Below are 17,736 nucleotides of genomic sequence, written 5' to 3' on the forward strand. Positions count from 1 at the left end.
CAGCAGACAGGGCGATATGCTGCGCGATAAAAATAATGGTACAAATACTGGTATTTTGTAGAACTATAGCCACAAAAAAATCGTAGATAGTATTTTAGAGGTCCCAAACCACCACCATTATGCCAGATATTTTGATTGCTGATGATCATTCTGCAGTCCGTCACGGACTAGCATTGCTAACTCGCCGGGCTATTGGCGAACAGGGTTCTATCGATTTTGCAAGCTCCGGAGAAGAAGTATTAGAGCGGCTGAACCGCAAGGAATATTGTTTGTTGCTGAGCGATCTCGTAATGCCGGATCGTAGAGGAATCGGGCTCATCGGGGAGGCCCTGGCCGTGCAGCCGGATCTTCGGATTATTGTAATCAGCGTAGGGCCGGAAGAAGATTTTGCACCGCGTTGCATGCAGGCGGGAGCTTTTGCCTATATTAATAAAGGCGCTGAAGATGATAAGTTTATTGAAATGATCAGTGCGGTGCATGATGGTAAAGTGACCAGCCGTAAAAAGAATGTGGTAGAGGCGGCTCCAGTTCCAGATCTGAAAACGCTGGCTTCTTTTGATGATCTTTCAAAAAGGGAACGCGAAATTGTTTCGCTTTTGCTGAAGGGCATGGGCGTATTGGAAATCGCCAATAGTTTATCCATCAGTGCTTCGGCTGCCAGTACGCTTAAGGGCCGGGCTTTTCAGAAGCTTAATGTTCAGTCGGTTGTTGATCTGACCCGTCTGGCATATTATCACGGGCTTCATTCCGATGGGGAATCATAATATTAAATGTAGTGCCTTTGCCGGGTTCTGAATCGGCAATGATCTTTCCGCCAATAAGGTCCAGTAATTGCAGCACAATAAAACTGCCGTTTCCTTTCCGGCGATCTGTTTTGTCTTTATTGAGAAATGCTTTCAGGCTTTCTGCATCAAATCCTTTACCAGTGTCGCTTACTGTAATGACCGTATATTCGTTAGTACGGTAAGCGGCCAATGTCAGGGTGCCATCGGTTGTGTTTTTATTGGCATTGTCCAAGAGGTTTCGCATCACGGCAGACAATATATCCCAGTCTGTTTCAAGATGGACGTCTGTTGGCACCACGATGAGTTGGTTGGCGCTGGCCTGTATGATATCAGTGTATAAAATTTCAATCTTCTTAAAAAGCTCATGCAGGTCTATCTCTGTATAGCTTGCCGAAAAAGTATCATGCTGACTGAGTGCCCAGGTAAAGAACTGGTCGGTAAAACTATTTAACGAAGCGGTGCTGTTTTTTAATTCTTCAAGATGTACGTTTAATGCTTCTGGCTTCATTCGCGCATGATCACTGGCTACCCATTTACTGATTGTGTGCAGAAAACGGATCGGTGAGCGCAAATCATGCAGCACTGTAGTAATGATATTGTTTTTGGTCTGATTACTTTGTTTCAGCGCTTCTTCTGATTGTTTCAGTTTGTTGACCATCCGATGAAGATCACGCGTCTGTATCGTTACCTGCATTTTAAGTTTGCGGTTGCGATTGCGCAGTATCCGCGTGCGCAGTCTGATGAACCAATACACCATTGCGATGATAAAAAAACAGAGCAGCAAATTGAAGATGGTAGTGCGGTACCAGAATGGCGTGACCCGGACTGGCAAAACCAGTTGTGTATACGCACTGGCTTCCATGCCTGATATTTTTCTTACCACCAGAGAAAATTCTCCGGCGGGAATCCGGTCTATAATAATTTCACCATTTGCAGGTACCGCATGCCAGTCTTTTTCCAGTCCTTCTACTTTAAATTGCAGTCGCATGTTTTCGGGATTGCCGAAATAAGGACTGCTTACAAGGAGCGTTAACCGGCCATGGTCAGGTTTTAAGACCAGCGTGCTGTCTATGTTGGTCTCTTTTTCGTCTATGTAAATATGCTCCAGGTAAATGCCCTGGTTGGGTAGCGAAAGATGTATTTTATGCGGATAAAACCAGACCAGCCCTTTAATGCTCGGTAGCGACAACATGCTGTCGGACGTCCAAACATAAGAGGGATTAGCAGCATTGAATTCGTTTGTCGGAAGATGATCTTTTGTTGTAAACGCGTAGAAAAAAACATGCTCCGATTGGCCAGCTGCATAATCGAGCAGCGCTTGTTTGCTAACCTTGTATAAGCCGTCATTGGAACTCAGCCAGAAATAACCGCGGCCGTCGTCGATAATAGCGTTGACTGTTTTGAGTGCGTGCGAAGGCCCGTCCGGCAATCTGTGGATATGACCGTTATCGTACAGATACCAGCCTTTGCCATAGCTGGCGATCCATATGCGCTGTGGCTGTTCTGCATACAATTGGCGAATGGTCAGTGAATCGAGTATCGACCTGTAAAGCTTATTGTTCTTGAAATCATACCATTTTACGCCAGACCAGGTAGCCAGTAAAAACGTATCATTACCCTGCGGATAGCTGGCAAATAATTCTTGTCCTTCAATAAGGCCCGGAATTCTTTTTTCCGCAATGAGTGTGTCATGCGTTACTTTTCCTATTGAAAAGCTGGTGCTGAAAATAAATGTATCTCTGTGTAAGGGATTTGGGTAGATAGCCGATAGATGGGATGCTAACGGCGTAATTGCTTTGGAATGGCCGGTAGCAAGATCTATCCGTTCTAACATTAGATTAGGCGCATAATACAAGCCTTTTTTTGCAGTGTCATACCACACGGCTTTCACCTGCGTAGTCAAGGGACACTTCTTTGTCGTTCCATCTTTTCGGTAAAGAATATCCTGGCTTAGAATACCTTCATTCGTCACTGTCTGACTATGAAATCCCTGGTTACCTGAAATATCAGGCGTTTGCGGTGTATAAAAATCGGAAGGTGTTAAGACAAATAAACCAGATACAGCAGAGCCGATGTACCATTTATTGTTTTTCTTATCGAAATAAGCGCAGGATACAGCAGGTATTTCGATGCCATCAAAAAGAGATTCGCTGCTTAGTGTATTATGGTTCAGATGCAGTCGATACAGTTTTTTTCCAGCGTAGATATACGCTCCGCCCCGGTTGAGTGTTGTAAAATTTCCGCGTTTGAATTCCGGATCACTCCAGAGCGGGCCTTCTAATCTAATATTATTTTGAAGTACGCCATTGGTCCATATAGCAGTGATGCCGCCAGCCCGGAGCAAGGCTAGACTTTCATCAACCAGCACAGTGTTATGATATCCGGGATTTCCCTTTAATGCAAATTTGATGATCTGACTGGATGTGATATAATAGCCAGCCGCAGATTGCAGAAGGTACAAGTTGAATTGCGATGTGCCGTACTCGATTTGAAAAGCAGTATCGTGTGCGATCGTTTTCATGAACGACAGCGGAACGGCTGATCCCTGATCGGGTATTTCAAGGTCCGGTTGGGTAATCAGTCTGGGAGTAGCGGCATCTGGCGAAGCGTTATCATCTACCCGAAGTATATTGAGAATACCACCCGTCGCAGCAAAAATATTGCCGGCCGCATCATGTGTTACATTAAATATGCGGTCGGAGCGCAGCCCTTTTATATTGTCTGACTCGAATACGGTGAACCGTTGCCCATCGAAACGGACCAATCCCATTTGTGTGCCCAGCCAGCAATAACCTTTACGGTCAAACTGAATCCCGGTGATACTGTTTTGCGGCAAGCCATTGTCGGTAGTGTAGTTGACAACTGTATAGGTCTTTTCCCGGGCGAATGAAAAAACAGATAAAAAGATGAATAAATAGAATAGTGACAGCCCCCTGTAAAACATTCCGAATCGGTGATCGTGGAAATTAGAATACCAAGTTAATATAAATGGTTGACAGTTGACAGTGAACAGTTGACAATGGGCAATTCTTATGGAGTGGCGGGTAAATGTTATTTTTAAGAGATAAAAAGTTTAAGTCTGAATCCTGTTGTCAGCTAGGTCTGAGATTTCGCTCAACTGAGGGTTATAAGAAAGCGATTGTGATTCACCATTCACCAACATGATTAAAACTGCTACACGAAAAGTATTTATCCGTAGGTAATTTTAGGAAGATCGTATTGTGTTCGTCTGGTCCGCAAGGAACAGATTTAAAATCTTGCCTATGAAAAAGATGTACTTAATGGTGCTGCTGCTCACTATCATGACGGCAGCTCGCGGGCAGACTTTTATCTTCACGCCATTGACTACACCCGCCGGTTGCAACCCCGCCGATAATTATACGCTGTACACTTCCTTTACATTAGACAGGATTGTGGTTACGCAGATTTACAGCGATGATGGCGTCACCGGTTCATTCGCATTTGAAGTGTACGTGAATATTACCAATGTCTTCGCTGGCAACCTTGTCAGCACGGGCAATTTTTACAATTACACACCCACATTGTATTCTACCGTGCCTAATGTGCCGCCGTCCATCACAAATACATCCAATATTATTCCGCTGGGGACTAACACCATATCGAATATTCCAACCAGTACCAATCCTACATACGTTGGGTCGGCGAGTGCGCTGGGACTTGTATTAAACGGCGTTTACACAGCACCGGATACTTTGGCTTTGTTTGGTTATGATTCGGCATCGCTGGAAGTAAATCTTCCCTGTATCGGTGATCAGATACCGACGGTACAGCCGCTGCCGGTGACCATGTCTGCGCTGCAGGGACGTGTAGTTAATAATAAAGTCAATCTTTACTGGACTACTTTTAGCGAGCAAAACCATGCTGGGTTTAAGGTGCAGCGAAGTGGCGACGGAAAATCCTGGGAGCAGATAGACTGGTTGCCTAATTCAAAAAACGATCAGACAGAAGTGCAGACAAATTATTCCTATGTAGATCAGTTGCCATTGGCCGGTAATAATTATTACAAACTAATACAGGTAGATAAAGACGGGCGCAGCACACAGAGCAATGTGGTGGCTGTGAAGACAAATAATGAACGCGCAGGAAAATATACCGTCTATCCCAATCCGGTTAAAGATCTGCTGAAGGTATCGGCAACGACACCAGAATCATTTTCGTACAAACTGATCAATGCAATTGGTATGCAAATAGCCAGCGGCACCGTCACAAATGGTCAGACGAATATCGACGTGCATCAATTTGCAAATGGCCTGTATATACTGCAATTACAAGATCAGACCTATCCGGTAGAAATCCAGCGGTAGCATAAGCCCTGAGCCTTACGTTTTCTGCTTTTAGCTTGAAATCTGGAATGTCTGCATCAGATGCGATAGTGCCACTGCTGTTGGTACATTTAGTTTCTCGAAAATTCTGCGCTTATAAGTATTCGCCGTGGAATATTGAATATTGAGGATGCCGCAGATCTCCGGAAGTCTGTGTCCTTTCTGTATCAACCGCGCAATTTCGAGTTCGCGTGAAGAAAGGTTATCGAAAGGATTTTGTGATTGTTCTTCCGTTTCTCTTTCCTGCAATATTTTGCGCAGTGCCGTATTGATATAATGTTCGCCGTTCAACACCTTCCGAAAAGCATGAACAATCTCCGTATCCGAAGCTGTTTTGTGCAGAAAGCCTTTCGCGCCTAATTGCAGACATCGTTTGCCATAAATATCTTCCGTGTACATAGAAAATATGATCACAGCGGTGTCTGGCGTGGTGGTAGTGAGCCATTGCATCAGGCTGGCAAAATCAGTGCCTGGCATATTGATATCTAGCAACAAAGCGTCGTAGAAATTAGATTTCACCAGTGTGATGACCTCTGTTTCAGAAGCGGCTTCGTGCACATTGTCAGTTGCAATATGGTCCTTGAGAATCGTTTTGATGCCGGCGCGCACTATTCCGTGATCATCGGCAATCAGGATGTTGGTTGACATAGTTTAAGATTTGAAAGTGTGACAATGGTTCCTTCGTTTAGTTTGCTTTCCAACTGCAATGAGATATGAAGCATGCGACAAAAATCAGTGATGAAGCGGTAACCAAGTCCTGTACCGGTAGCTTCGGGATTCAGCTGGTATGTTGTTTCAGGTTGCGCCCGCATCATCAGATCCTTAAGTACCGCGGGTTTCATGCCGATGCCGCTGTCTTGTATTTTTATAATTGCTTCTCCATTTTTGTTAAATAAGGAGATTCGTATGGTGCCGTTTCTGGAATATTTATTTGCGTTATCAATGATGTTGTGCAAAATAATTTTCAGCATCTGGTAGTCAGTGCGAATAAAAACAGACGGTGGCAGGTCCGCGTGAATTTCATTATTATGTGTTTGCCTTAATTCCTGGAAAAAGGATGCTGTCTGTACCAACAGCCGGGAGAGATTCACATCGGTTATTTCCGTTTGCCCATGCATGTTTACCTTTTTGATCCAGACGCCGAAGTCTTTTACAAACTGATAGATATTGGATGAAGTTTTCTTCATTTCTCTGCTGAGTTGCTGGGTTTCAGTATCAGCATAACTGTATTCGACGTCCATCTGTTCAAATGCATTTGATAAAAAACGAAGCGGAGATTGAAGATCGTGCGTGATGATCATTGAAAGCGTTTCTTTAAATGCGATATTCCGCTGCAGGTCTTCTTTTGATTGTTCCAGTTCTGCAACCACCGTTTCCAGGTCTTCAATCAGCGCATCCTGCTCTTTCGTTTTCTCTGCGACTTGCTGTTCCAGCTTTGTTTTTTGTTGCAACAGTAATTTGATACGAAGCCGGTACAAAAGGTAGAGCGCGGTTATAAATAGTGCAAGCACCAATAATTTAAAAAGTACTGTTTCATAGAAAAGCGGACGCACGGAAAACAGGATATCTCTGCTGATAACATTCGCCAACGCAAAGCCTCCGCGCTTGCGGATTGTGAGCACGTGATCACCGTTGGACAGATTATCCATTTCTACCACATTGTCGTCATTCAGGTTATACCACTCTGAATCATCCAGACTATATTCCAGGTGTTGATTATAATCGTTGCCATAATAAGGGGAGGAAATATAAAATCGTACCCGGTGTGTTCTTGAAGGCAATGCCAGATTGTTTAAACCCAGTGGTAGTACAGTTGTATCTGCGATCACTTTATCAAGGAAAATGGCCGCATTGGGCGGGATGGGGTAAATGCTGTCAGGCGGAAATTGTACCAGTCCCTTCAAAGAAGGAAAAGAAAATTTTCCGTTGCCAAGAACAATGCCTGATGGATTACAACCGCCGTTAAATTCGTTGGTGAGGAATCCATCGCGATGGTCGAAATAGTAAAAATAGGGCGCGTTTGTTTTTCTCTCCAGCCAGATATACAGATCATTTAAGTTGAAAAGAAATAATCCGTGGTTGGTACTCAGCCATAACCGTCCGCTGTAATCTGGCAGAAAGCAATGCACATAGTCGAGGTAATGATTTTTATCTGCCGGATAGGCAATCAGTCTGTTGTGATAAAGTGCGTAGAATCCATTGCCGTAAGTGCCGATCCAAAGTGTGCCATGATATTCGTACAAGCTACGGACAAATACATTTTTTAGTTCAGTTATTGTATCAACATGGTTGTTGGACAGATCCACTTTTATCAAACCCTGCTTGCCACCGATCCACCATTTGCCGTCATAAGATGGAATGAAAGTCGCAATACGGAAGGGGCGTGGCAGGCCAGCAGGTTCCGGGAGCCATTTTACAGCGTCGCCTTCAATGCATGCGAGAAAATTAGAATCGGCAGAAAGGAGAATCGTACCATCTTCTGTCTGTTGAAAACAATACACAGGTCTTCTGAATGGGATTTTCCGGATTGCTTGCAATTGACCGTTCAATTCATAGATGCATGAAGAATCTTTGTCTCTTTTATTGAGCAGGTAGGTTCCTTGTGTTGTTTTAAAAGCTGCGCTTGCAAAGAAGTTTGCAGAGAATGGCTTGAATTGCTCCGGATATAAAACACCCTTAGCGGTTAGAACGCCGTCCTGTTGGAAAGGCACCTGCGCATAAAATATATTGGTGGTCTCATTGCCAGTGGCAACATTTCGGAAGAACTGTTTCCGGAATATATATATGCCATCCGCAATGGTTCCTACAATTGATATTCCATAGTCAGGCAAGTCCAGGAAGGACGCAATATTGGCAATTTTTCCAACGGCCAGTACCGGTGTTAATAATGCTGTTTGTTTATCAGCCTGTATCTGCAGCCGGTATAAAGTGTCGTTAGCTCTGAGGTAGATCAGGTTATTTTGCCGGGTCAGAGAAACCTCATTGTTGTCGGAGTTGCCAGGAAGTTTTACAGTTTTGCCATCACGCACCAATGTTATCTGGCTGAACGAAGTGAATGCTGTATCTGCTGTAATGATTTGATTGCCCTGATTGAGATAATAATAAAACCCGTTCAGACAGGTGATGCTGTTCATGTAGGAATGACCGCTAGCATTAGTTGGCATAGCCCAATCGGAAATCTGTCCGGTGTTGATTTTTTTTACGCAGCTATCGTGCAGTTTTGCCGCCATTCCTATTAAAGGACGTTCAGCGCCTTGCCGGAATAATTCCTGTTTGTCGATTGGTTTTAGCGTATTGTATGGGGTAACATAGAAACATCCGATGTTTTCGGTCTGTATATAGATGCGGTTGTCATGAGTGAGGCCAACGTGAAATAACCTGCTGACCGGCGTTCCGCTTTCAGAATGATCATATGTTTCAAATCGCTTGCCGTCAAATCGGATTAAACCAGACTCCGTTGCGATCCAGACAAATCCGTTTCGGTCGTTTTGTAATCCTTTGATGGTATTCGGTAAGCCGTTCTCACTGTTGAAATGCGATACATCATAGCCCAAAAACTGCCCGCTACAATAGGGAATCCATATTGTGAGCAGATAAAAGGTGCAACATAACAGTCGTGAGCAATATTTCATTGACGCACAATTGTAGGTTTATGTTATCGTTGAACCACAGCCAGTAAAAGACAAACAACCATAGGAACAGGGAGCAAATGAATAATGGTGACTTGTTTGGATGTAGCTGTCTTGAAGATAGTTAAAACTGCTACAAAATAAAAATATCACATATGTTATATTCGTCTTAGAAAGGCCTTTTTGATATGAAGCCTTGTTTTTCAGTTATATAAAAGCATAAAATGCCTATTGCGATTTGCTGCATCGCAGCTACTCCCGATAGTTTTCGCTTACACATCTCCTTTTACAGAAACCCACTTGTTCTTAAACAATATTAAACACTACAGTATGAATCGTCGAAACATCAAAGTGCTATTGTTGTTGTTTATAGCATTTTTTTCAACCACATCGGTTTTTGCGCAGCAGAAAAAGGCCCGGCCTAAAAAGCCCAACATTATCATGCTGATTTCAGATGATACGGGCTGGGGAGACCTTGGCGTGTATGGCGGTGGTGTAGGCAGAGGTATGCCAACACCTAATCTCGACCGCATGGCTAAGGAGGGTATGCAGTTTTGGAGTTTTTATGGACAGCCGAGTTGCACACCCGGCAGAGCTGCAATGATGACCGGCCGTATTCCCAATCGCAGCGGTATGACTACTGTGGCTTTTCAAGGACAGGGCGGTGGCTTGCCGGCAGCGGAATGGTCATTGGCTTCCGTTTTAAAACAAGCGAATTACAAAACCTATTTCAGTGGTAAATGGCATTTGGGCGAAGCGGATTATGCGATGCCGATTGCACATGGTTTTGATAAAATGCAGAACGTAGTGTTATACCACCTCAACGCTTACACTTATGCATTCCCTTCGTGGAATCCGGACATGACGCCAGATATTCTTGCCTTCTTTAAAAAAGTAACAACCGGCGTATTGGAAGGTGAAGCGGGTGGTAAAGCAAGAGAGGTAACGAAAGTGACAGAAGATAATATCGCAGAGCTGGATATGAATATGACTGAAAACGTGCTGAAACAACTGGATGAATATGGCAAAGGTGGCAGTCCGTTTTTTATGTGTGTGAATTTTGCGAAAAACCATCAGCCTAATTTACCATCCAAACAGTTTGCAGGTAAATCGCCGGCAAAAAGTAAGTATGCCGATTGCGTGGTGGAGATGGATTATAACGTCGGCCGTGTGATGGATAAAATTCGTCAATTGGGTATCTCAGAAAATACTATTGTGATTTATACCGTAGACAATGGCGCCTGGCAGGATGTGCACCCTGATGCGGGGTATACGCCATTCAGAGGTTCTAAAGGTACGGACAGAGAAGGCGGCAGCCGTGTGCCGGCTATCGCCTGGTGGCCAGGACAGATTCAGGCGGGCAGCGATAGCCATGATATCGTAGGTGGTCTTGACTTGATGGCTACGTTTGCAAGCCTGGCAGGTATTACATTGCCTACTCAGGATCGTGAAGGAAAGCCAATAATATTCGACAGTTATGATATGTCGAACGTGCTGTTTAAAGAGGGCAAACCACTGCGTGACAAATGGTTTTATTTCACAGAGGCAGAATTATCTCCGGGTGCTGTGCGAGTAGGTAAATTTAAAGCCGTGTACAATATGCGTGGCGATAATGGTGCACAGGCCGGTAGTGATATGCCAGGTCAGCAACTGGGCTGGCGTGGTGATGAACAATATGTTGCTACGGTACCTGCTATTTATGATTTGTGGCAAGATCCGCAGGAACGCTATGATTTGTTCATGAACAGCTTTACGGAAAAAACCTGGACGATGGTGGTCTTCAACAAGGCGATACAAGACCTGATGCAGACTTATATTAAGTATCCGCCGCGTCCGCTGCAAAGCGAAACATTTACCGGGCCAATGGAAATAAATAAATTCCGGACCATTCAGGAAGCTAAAAAGCTGATGGATCAGAAAGGTGTGAAATTGCCTGATCTGGGTAATGAAAAATAGGAGTGTAAGTTAGTAGCTATGAGTGGCGGGTTATGAGTTGTACGTTATAAGTTACAAATTGTAATTCGCCATTCACCATTAACTGTTCACCATTCACTAATAAAAAGCCACTATGAAAAGGAAAATATTTACAGCACTGGTGACAATAGCGGGTTTTAGCTATATGGCAAATGCGCAGACAAATGCAACGCCGAAAGAAGCGACTTCTTTCACTAAAAAGAAACAGGATGAATTAAAATCCTATTTGCCTTTCGGCGACCAAACCGATTATGAGAATGCACGGAAAGGGTTTATAGCAACGATTGATGCCGGAGAAATAAAAGATGAAAACGGCAATGTTGTCTATAGCATGAAGCAATATGATTTCATCAAAGGGCAGGCGCCTGCAACCACCAATCCAAGCCTCTGGCGGCAGAGTGAAATTAACAGCATCAATGGATTGTTTAAAGTAACGGATGGTATCTATCAGATCCGCGGTTTTGATCTTGCCAACATGACGTTGATAGAAGGGAAGACTGGCTGGATTATCATTGACCCGTTGCTTTCTCCGCCAACAGCAAAAGCGGGGTTAGATCTTGCGAATGCAAAACTGGGCAAACGGAAGGTATCTGCAATTATTCACACACACAGCCATATCGACCACTTTGGGGGAATACGCGGCGTGGTGGACGAAGCTGATGTAAAAAGCGGGAAGGTGCCGATCTATGTACCTGAGGGTTACTTTGATGAAGCAATCAGTGAAAATGTAATGGGTGGAAATACAATGGGACGACGCGCATCGTACATGTATGGTAACCTGTTGCCTAAAGAGGCGAAAGGTACACTGGGAACAGGTTTAGGACAAACGACGTCGACCGGCTTGGCGGGCATTCTGGAAGGTACCGATGTGATCAAAAGCCTGACAGGGGAAACACGCGTAATTGATGGTGTAACGGTAGAATTTATTTATACGCCGGAATCTGAAGCACCCGCAGAAATGATGTTCTATTTTCCGCAGTTCAAGGCTTTCTGCCAATCGGAAGATTTAAGTCATACGCTGCATAATCTCTATACGCTCAGAGGTGCCAAAGTTCGGAATGGCCAGAAATGGAGTGAATACATTGATCGCGCCATTGCTAAATGGGGTAATGATGTGCAGGTGTCTTTTGGTTCCCACCACTGGCCTACATGGGGCAACGACAATATTAATGTCTACATGAAAAGCCAGAGAGATTTGTTCCGTTTTATCCATGATCAAACCCTTCGTCTTGCGAATGAAGGATACACGCCAATTGAAATCGCCGATATGATAAAGCTTCCGGCGGGTCTCGACAAGCAGTTTTACAATCGTGGCTATTATGGCTCGGTAAGTCACAATGTGAAAGCACAGTATGATTTGTATTTCGGCTGGTTTGATGGTAACCCTGCGGATCTTGACCCTTTGCCACCCGCTGACGCAGGGAAGAAATACGTTGAGTTTATGGGGGGAGCTGCCAACCTATTAGCGCAGGCAAAAAAATCTTATGACAAAAGTGAATACCGTTGGGTAGCGCAGGTAGTGAATCATCTTGTGTTTGCTGATCCTACGAATAAAGAGGCACGCAATTTGTTGGCCGATGCATATGAGCAACTGGGGTATCAGGCAGAATCAGGACCATGGCGTAATTTCTATCTTTCTGGCGCTAAAGAACTGCGGGAGGGTGTGAAAGTATTGCCTTCGCCGAATACGGCCGGACCAGATATGGTGCGTGGTATGTCAACCAGTTTATTCTTCAACTACCTGGCCATGCGCTTTAAAGGCACTGAATCTGCCGCTGCCGCAATGAAATATAATTTCAATATCACCATGCCTGATGTAAACGAAAAGGTTGCGTTGATGATTGAAAACGGTGTCTGCAATCCGAGAGTCGGCAGTCTGCTGCCAGACCCGGTAACCGCTTCCATTACGATTAATCGCAAAGATCTTGACAGGATCAGCTTAGGTGAAAAGACATTTAATGATCTGGCTGCGGATGGCACTATCAGAATCACTGGCGATAAAGCTGCATTTGCCAGCTTTCTGGGGATGATTGATAAATTCAACTTCTGGTTCCATATTGTAGAACCATAGCGAGGAGTGTATCGTTCTGAAGATTATTTAGCCTGGAAAAATGAATTATACAAAAGCAGGATTGATATTATTGCTCTGCATAGGGGCGCGGTTTTCCTTACGGGGACAAGCCGCGCCCTATACTATGGGATTTATTCCTGCGTCTATTGAAGAGGTAGACGTTGCTTTTCCTCTTTATCAGAAATGGCATCTCAGCGGACAAGTGGACGGACAAATGGTAACGCAGGGGGCTTACTCCAACAGTAATCCTTTTGCTTATGTGCAGCGCGCTGTGGCCCGCCCCTGGATTATTTATTCCGGCCTGAAGAATATGAAACTATGGCTTGGTTATGCACACAACAAGAAATATGAGATTGCGGAAGCAGGGAATTATGAAACGCTGGAACAACGTCTGATCATTATGGGAACGCTGACACAGCCTTTGCCTAAAGGAAGTCTTTTTGAACAAGTACGTTTCGAAACCAAATTTTTTGATGACCGCAATGGGGAACCTCAGACCGTACCAAGGCTGAGAGCGCGCTTTGGTGTGAATCATTTTTTGGCCCAGCACAGTAAAAAGCCCTGGTTTCAGTCGGCCAACATCTCTTATTACGCAGAGCTGATGCTCAAATTTCCTCAGCCGGATTATGCCAACAGCCATTTTGATATTTTCCGGATGTCGGTTTACTACAGTGCCGGCATTACACCCAATCTGCATTTTCTGATCGGCGGCATTGGTCAGATGCAGTTGCGCACCAACGATACACAGTTTGATGTTTATTATGGACCGCTGCTTTCGTTTAAATACAATTTCGTTCGTCAGGTAAGGGAAACGTTTGATAATATTGACGGTGGCGCGGATTGATCGAAGAATTTTGACCATTTTATGCCAGGTAGATCATGCACCATAATTCGATTCCGCTCACCGAGACCATACAATTCTGATATTTTACCGTTTGCCGATTTTGTTGTACTGCCGTAATTTTAAGGAAGCAATTCAAACTTAAAAATTTGAAGATGGCAAGCAATAAAACGGTACAGTGGCTGGTCGCCTTGTTTTGTTGCCTGTTGCCGGTATCCGTGCTGGCTCAGCGTGATTCGCTTGTGCTCAAAAACGGCGACGTTATCGTAGGGCAATTGAAAATGCTCGATGACGGCGTTGCCACAATTGAAACTGACTATTCAAAAAATGATTTTCAAATAGAATGGTCGGGTATTACAGCAATTTATTCTCAGACGCATTTTCTGATTGTTTTAAAAGATGGGCGAAGGATGAATGGCGAGCTGCATTCAATTGCAGCACCTAAAGCTGTAATGATTATCACCTTGCAGAAGGATACCGTACATACAACTTTGTCAGAAATCGTTTTTCTGAAAGGAGGGAAATTCAACTTCCTGAGCCATGCGTCTGCGAGCATTGATCTTGGTCTGAGTCTTACCAAGGCAAATAATTTGCGTCAATATAACAGTCGCACTACACTTGGCTACCGTGCTAATAAATGGGAGGTGCTTGCCTTTTACAGTGATCTCAGGTCCAAACAGGACAGCATTGCGCCAACAAAGCGCACAGAGTTTGCAATGACTTTTCGTTATTTTTTGCCTAAAGACTGGTTCCTGAATTTTACGCCGGACCTGCTTTCCAACACGGAACAGGCCATCCAGCTGAGGACAACCGCCAGAACCGGCGCAGGAAAATTCTTTGCACGCAGCGATAAGTTATACTGCGCGCTTGGGGCAGGTTTATCGTTCAATAATGAAACATTTTCAAATGAAACCCCTTCACGGAAAAGTCTGGAAGCCTATACAGGCATGGAGTTAAATCTCTTTGGACTGAACGATTTCAGCATGGTGAGCAGCGTATATGTTTACCCTAGTTTAACAGAAGCGCGTCGTTGGCGTACCGATTTTTCACTTGATACCAAATATGATTTGCCGTTGAATTTTTATATCCGGATCGGCGGTACCATCAATTATGATAATCAGCCTGCGGTTACCGGCAGAGAGTTAGACTATATCGTAACACTTTCCGTTGGCTGGGAGTTGAAATAGGAAATTGTATCTTCTGTTTTATATTTTTAATTTTCCGGAATTGATATGTTCTGGACTGTTCCCGCAAAATTGAAAAATGGTAGCAAATATTACCTGCTAAGTCGCTCCAATTGTGGGATTGTACTTTTTGCATTCTTTATAGTTTGCTTTTTTTCCTGCACAAACAGCAGCAAAAGAAAAACAACCAGACATTTTTCCGATGCTTTGTTTGAACGTGGAGATTCATTACGCAACAATGTTTCCAGCGTTGCAGCATTGGCGTTTGTAGATTCTGCATATAGTACATTTCCCGAAGTCAGTACTGCGGATAAATATTACTATTACTCGTTTCTTGGCCGGTTGTGCGGAGGAACGGGGTCAAAGCAGTTTCCGTATTGCGAAGGCAATTACGTGGACAGCATGTTGTGGGTGATCGAATATAATCAACTGACGGATGAAATGTGGAGCGAATATGCGGCTGCGTTACAGAAAAAGCAAGGTTATTACATCGCTCATCACGACTATAATAAAGGATATGAGCTGATTACTCAGGCCAGGCTGATCAGTGCGCAACACCACGACACTGCGGCGGAGCATCGTTATTCTTATTTACTTGCAGACGTCTTATATAAGAAAGGCCGTTACGCAGAAGCAGCGAATTATTATAAGGATGCATTGGCAACAGCATTGAGTACACTTTCAGGTAATACACGGATTTATGAAGCCCAAAGGCAAATGAGTAACGTGGCGTTGTCTTATACCAAAGCCGGGCAGACAGACAGCGCTTTAAAATATTTTGATGAGGTACTTGCTTTCATTGACGTGCATCAGAAAGAATTTGATTATATGCCCAAGGCGAAGGAAGGTTCGCTGGGCGTGATTTACGGGAATATGGCACAAGCCTGGCGTCAGGTTGGTGATACGGCAAAAGCAATTGCGCTTTTCCGCGAAAGCATTGCCATCAACAGCCGGCCGGGCTATGAAAACAATGATGCTAATATTACGCGGTTGCATCTTGCAAATGTTTACATGGATCTGAAACACTATGATTCCGCGTTGATATTATTGCGTACGGCTGATACATTTCTTATCGCAAGTGGCACGCCTGAAATAAAACTTTACTGGTTACAATTAAAGAGTCGCTATGCAGAATTGACCGGACAGAAAAATGCCGTTGATTATTTACAGCATTATTATCAGCTAAAGGATTCTCTGCAGACATATCGTCAGCAGATGAATATTACCGATATCGAATCTGCGCTGGATAAGGCCGCGCAATTATACAAAACTGATCTGCTGGAGAAGAATAATTACATCCAGAAGTTGTATCTCGTTATTGCTGTTGCTGCTGCAGTTTTGCTGGTGGTACTTATTGTGGCAGTCCTTTTGACTTTACGTCGTTCGCGGAAAATGGTCGGGAAAATGACCAGACTGAACGCAGCTCTTTTTGAACGGGAGAAGCAACTGGAACTGGCTATCACAGAGCTCGATAATAGTAAAGAACAGAAGCGGAAAGAAGATTTGTTGTTGCAAAAACTGAGGCTGGAAACAGAGCATCAGGATAATATAGCAGCGCAGCGAAGACAAATATCAGACGATATGCACGATGATCTGAGCAGCTCGCTGGTAGCTTTACAATACTTTATGGGCGATGTGAAAGAACGCGCAGAAACAGATGCAGACCGTGGTCTTTTGTCGAAAGTAGAAATGGAGATAGCTACAATCTACAGGAATGTAAGAGCATACATGCATAATCTGAATTCCGGAAGTCGCGCGCAGCATGACCTGATTCAGTTCCTGTCAGACATCAGTCATAATATTCTTGAGGAAACTTCCTTAAAAATCAAAACCGATATTGATCGGGAAGGATTTGCTCAGCTATTGAGCACACAGCAAAGAGAGCAACTGTATCATATCATCAACGAATGTCTCACCAATGTAATCAAGCATTCGCAGGCGACTGAAGTCGTTATTCGTATTCAGTTTAGTGGTGGAAAATGTTATTTCACCGTGCATGATAATGGAAAGGGAATGGGTGATGTTGGTCACTCCGGATCAGGTATGGGATTGCGTAATATCCAGAAAAGAGTAGCAGCCATCAACGGCGAAATACAGATGAGAAGCGGTGATACCGGCGCGTTTATCAATGGGAATTTTCCGCTGGGATAAATTGATCGCAGATTTTAAAATCTATTTTTAGGTACCACACAGAAAATCCGGCATCAGCGGTCGGCAAATAAACGTCATCAGGTCCTTGACGGCACGTAGCCATTTTGCACGGCAAGTAATATCAGATCGACAGTCCTGTTTACCTTGAATTTCTTCATGATATTACGATAGTAGGTTTGTACAGTATTAATGCTCAGCTTCATTTCGAAAGCAATTTCCTTCACTGTTTTGCCGGAACAGACCAGTCGCAGCACTTCTTTTTGTTGTGGTGAAAGGTCATAAGTCATCTGCTCCTCTGCAAATGAACTTTTAATGAGGATATCTTTCAGCTCGCTTCCTATGTATTGTTCGCCATAGTAAACGGCTTGTATGGCTTTTGATAATTCGGTAAGCGGCGCTCCTTTGCTTACATAACCGCCAACACCTCTGCGTAAAACATTTTTGATAGTTGGGGCGTCCGTTATGGATGAAAGAAGGATCAGTTTTTGTTGCAGCCCTTTTTGCTCAAGCGCAGAAAACAGGTCTAGCCCGCTCATGCCGGGCATTGCAATATCCGTTACAATAATATCTGTGTTGGTGAGATCCTGATTTTGCAGAAAATCTTTCGCAGAAGCATACACTTTTATGGATGCTATAAATTCATGCTGCCCGAGCACGTGGGACAACGTGTCGGTAAACATCTTATGATCGTCGATCAGGGCAATACTCAGCTGCATAACTAACGCACTGTAAATCTCCGATATTTATTACACACTTCA

Annotated in this window: 11 protein-coding genes; 7 read left to right on the plus strand and 4 right to left on the minus strand. The window is 44.0% G+C overall.

What is annotated here, in order from left to right:
* The first annotated feature begins 119 nt into the window (after positions 1-119).
* A complete protein-coding gene (locus tag DN068_RS01335; RefSeq protein WP_110997073.1) occupies positions 120-764 on the plus strand; it encodes a response regulator in 645 nt (214 codons plus the stop codon).
* Here the strand turns inward: DN068_RS01335 and DN068_RS01340 are convergent.
* Positions 691-3,729: a ligand-binding sensor domain-containing protein gene (locus tag DN068_RS01340; protein ID WP_110997074.1), complete on the minus strand. Its 3,039-nt coding sequence runs from the start codon at positions 3,727-3,729 to the stop codon at positions 691-693. The two genes, DN068_RS01335 and DN068_RS01340, sit on opposite strands and share 74 nt — an antisense overlap.
* A 319-nt stretch (positions 3,730-4,048) precedes the next feature.
* Here DN068_RS01340 and DN068_RS01345 point away from each other — a divergent pair, with 319 nt between their 5' ends.
* On the plus strand, positions 4,049-5,110 hold the full coding sequence (locus DN068_RS01345) for a T9SS type A sorting domain-containing protein (protein WP_110997075.1): 1,062 nt from the start codon (positions 4,049-4,051) through the stop codon (positions 5,108-5,110).
* A 30-nt stretch (positions 5,111-5,140) separates the two neighbouring features.
* Here DN068_RS01345 and DN068_RS01350 read toward each other — a convergent pair whose 3' ends face one another.
* Both DN068_RS01350 and DN068_RS01355 read right to left on the minus strand, forming a co-directional pair.
* Positions 5,141-5,776, minus strand: a complete 636-nt coding sequence (locus tag DN068_RS01350; protein ID WP_110997076.1) for a response regulator — start codon at positions 5,774-5,776, stop codon at positions 5,141-5,143.
* The gene (locus DN068_RS01355) at positions 5,758-8,760 is read right to left on the minus strand and encodes a sensor histidine kinase (protein WP_110997077.1); all 3,003 of its coding nucleotides are present in this window, start codon (positions 8,758-8,760) and stop codon (positions 5,758-5,760) included. The genes DN068_RS01350 and DN068_RS01355 overlap by 19 nt, the downstream gene beginning before the upstream one ends.
* 327 nt (positions 8,761-9,087) lie before the next feature.
* On the opposite strand from DN068_RS01355, the gene DN068_RS01360 reads away from it, so the two are divergent.
* The 5 genes from DN068_RS01360 (at position 9,088) to DN068_RS01380 (ending at position 16,978) form a co-directional block, all read left to right on the plus strand.
* Complete coding sequence (locus tag DN068_RS01360) at positions 9,088-10,713, plus strand: arylsulfatase (protein WP_110997078.1); 1,626 nt, start codon at positions 9,088-9,090, stop codon at positions 10,711-10,713.
* Positions 10,714-10,825: 112 nt separating this feature from the next.
* Positions 10,826-12,802 (plus strand): alkyl/aryl-sulfatase, encoded by a 1,977-nt coding sequence (locus DN068_RS01365; RefSeq protein WP_110997079.1) that lies wholly within the window; start codon positions 10,826-10,828, stop codon positions 12,800-12,802.
* Between the two features lie 40 nt (positions 12,803-12,842).
* Entirely contained in the window at positions 12,843-13,646 is an 804-nt protein-coding gene (locus DN068_RS01370; RefSeq protein ID WP_110997080.1) for a DUF2490 domain-containing protein, read from the plus strand.
* 152 nt (positions 13,647-13,798) lie between these two features.
* The gene (locus tag DN068_RS01375) at positions 13,799-14,830 is read left to right on the plus strand and encodes a DUF481 domain-containing protein (protein WP_110997081.1); all 1,032 of its coding nucleotides are present in this window, start codon (positions 13,799-13,801) and stop codon (positions 14,828-14,830) included.
* A 45-nt stretch (positions 14,831-14,875) separates the two neighbouring features.
* Positions 14,876-16,978 carry a tetratricopeptide repeat-containing sensor histidine kinase gene (locus DN068_RS01380; protein ID WP_110997082.1) on the plus strand — a complete coding sequence of 701 codons (2,103 nt, stop codon included), beginning with the start codon at positions 14,876-14,878 and terminating at the stop codon, positions 16,976-16,978.
* A 77-nt stretch (positions 16,979-17,055) separates the two neighbouring features.
* Here DN068_RS01380 and DN068_RS01385 read toward each other — a convergent pair whose 3' ends face one another.
* Entirely contained in the window at positions 17,056-17,694 is a 639-nt protein-coding gene (locus DN068_RS01385; protein ID WP_110997083.1) for a response regulator transcription factor, read from the minus strand.
* Positions 17,695-17,736: the final 42 nt, after the last annotated feature.

This window comes from Taibaiella soli, assembly GCF_003236175.1.
In the GTDB taxonomy this organism is placed as follows: Bacteria; Bacteroidota; Bacteroidia; order Chitinophagales; family Chitinophagaceae; genus QKTW01.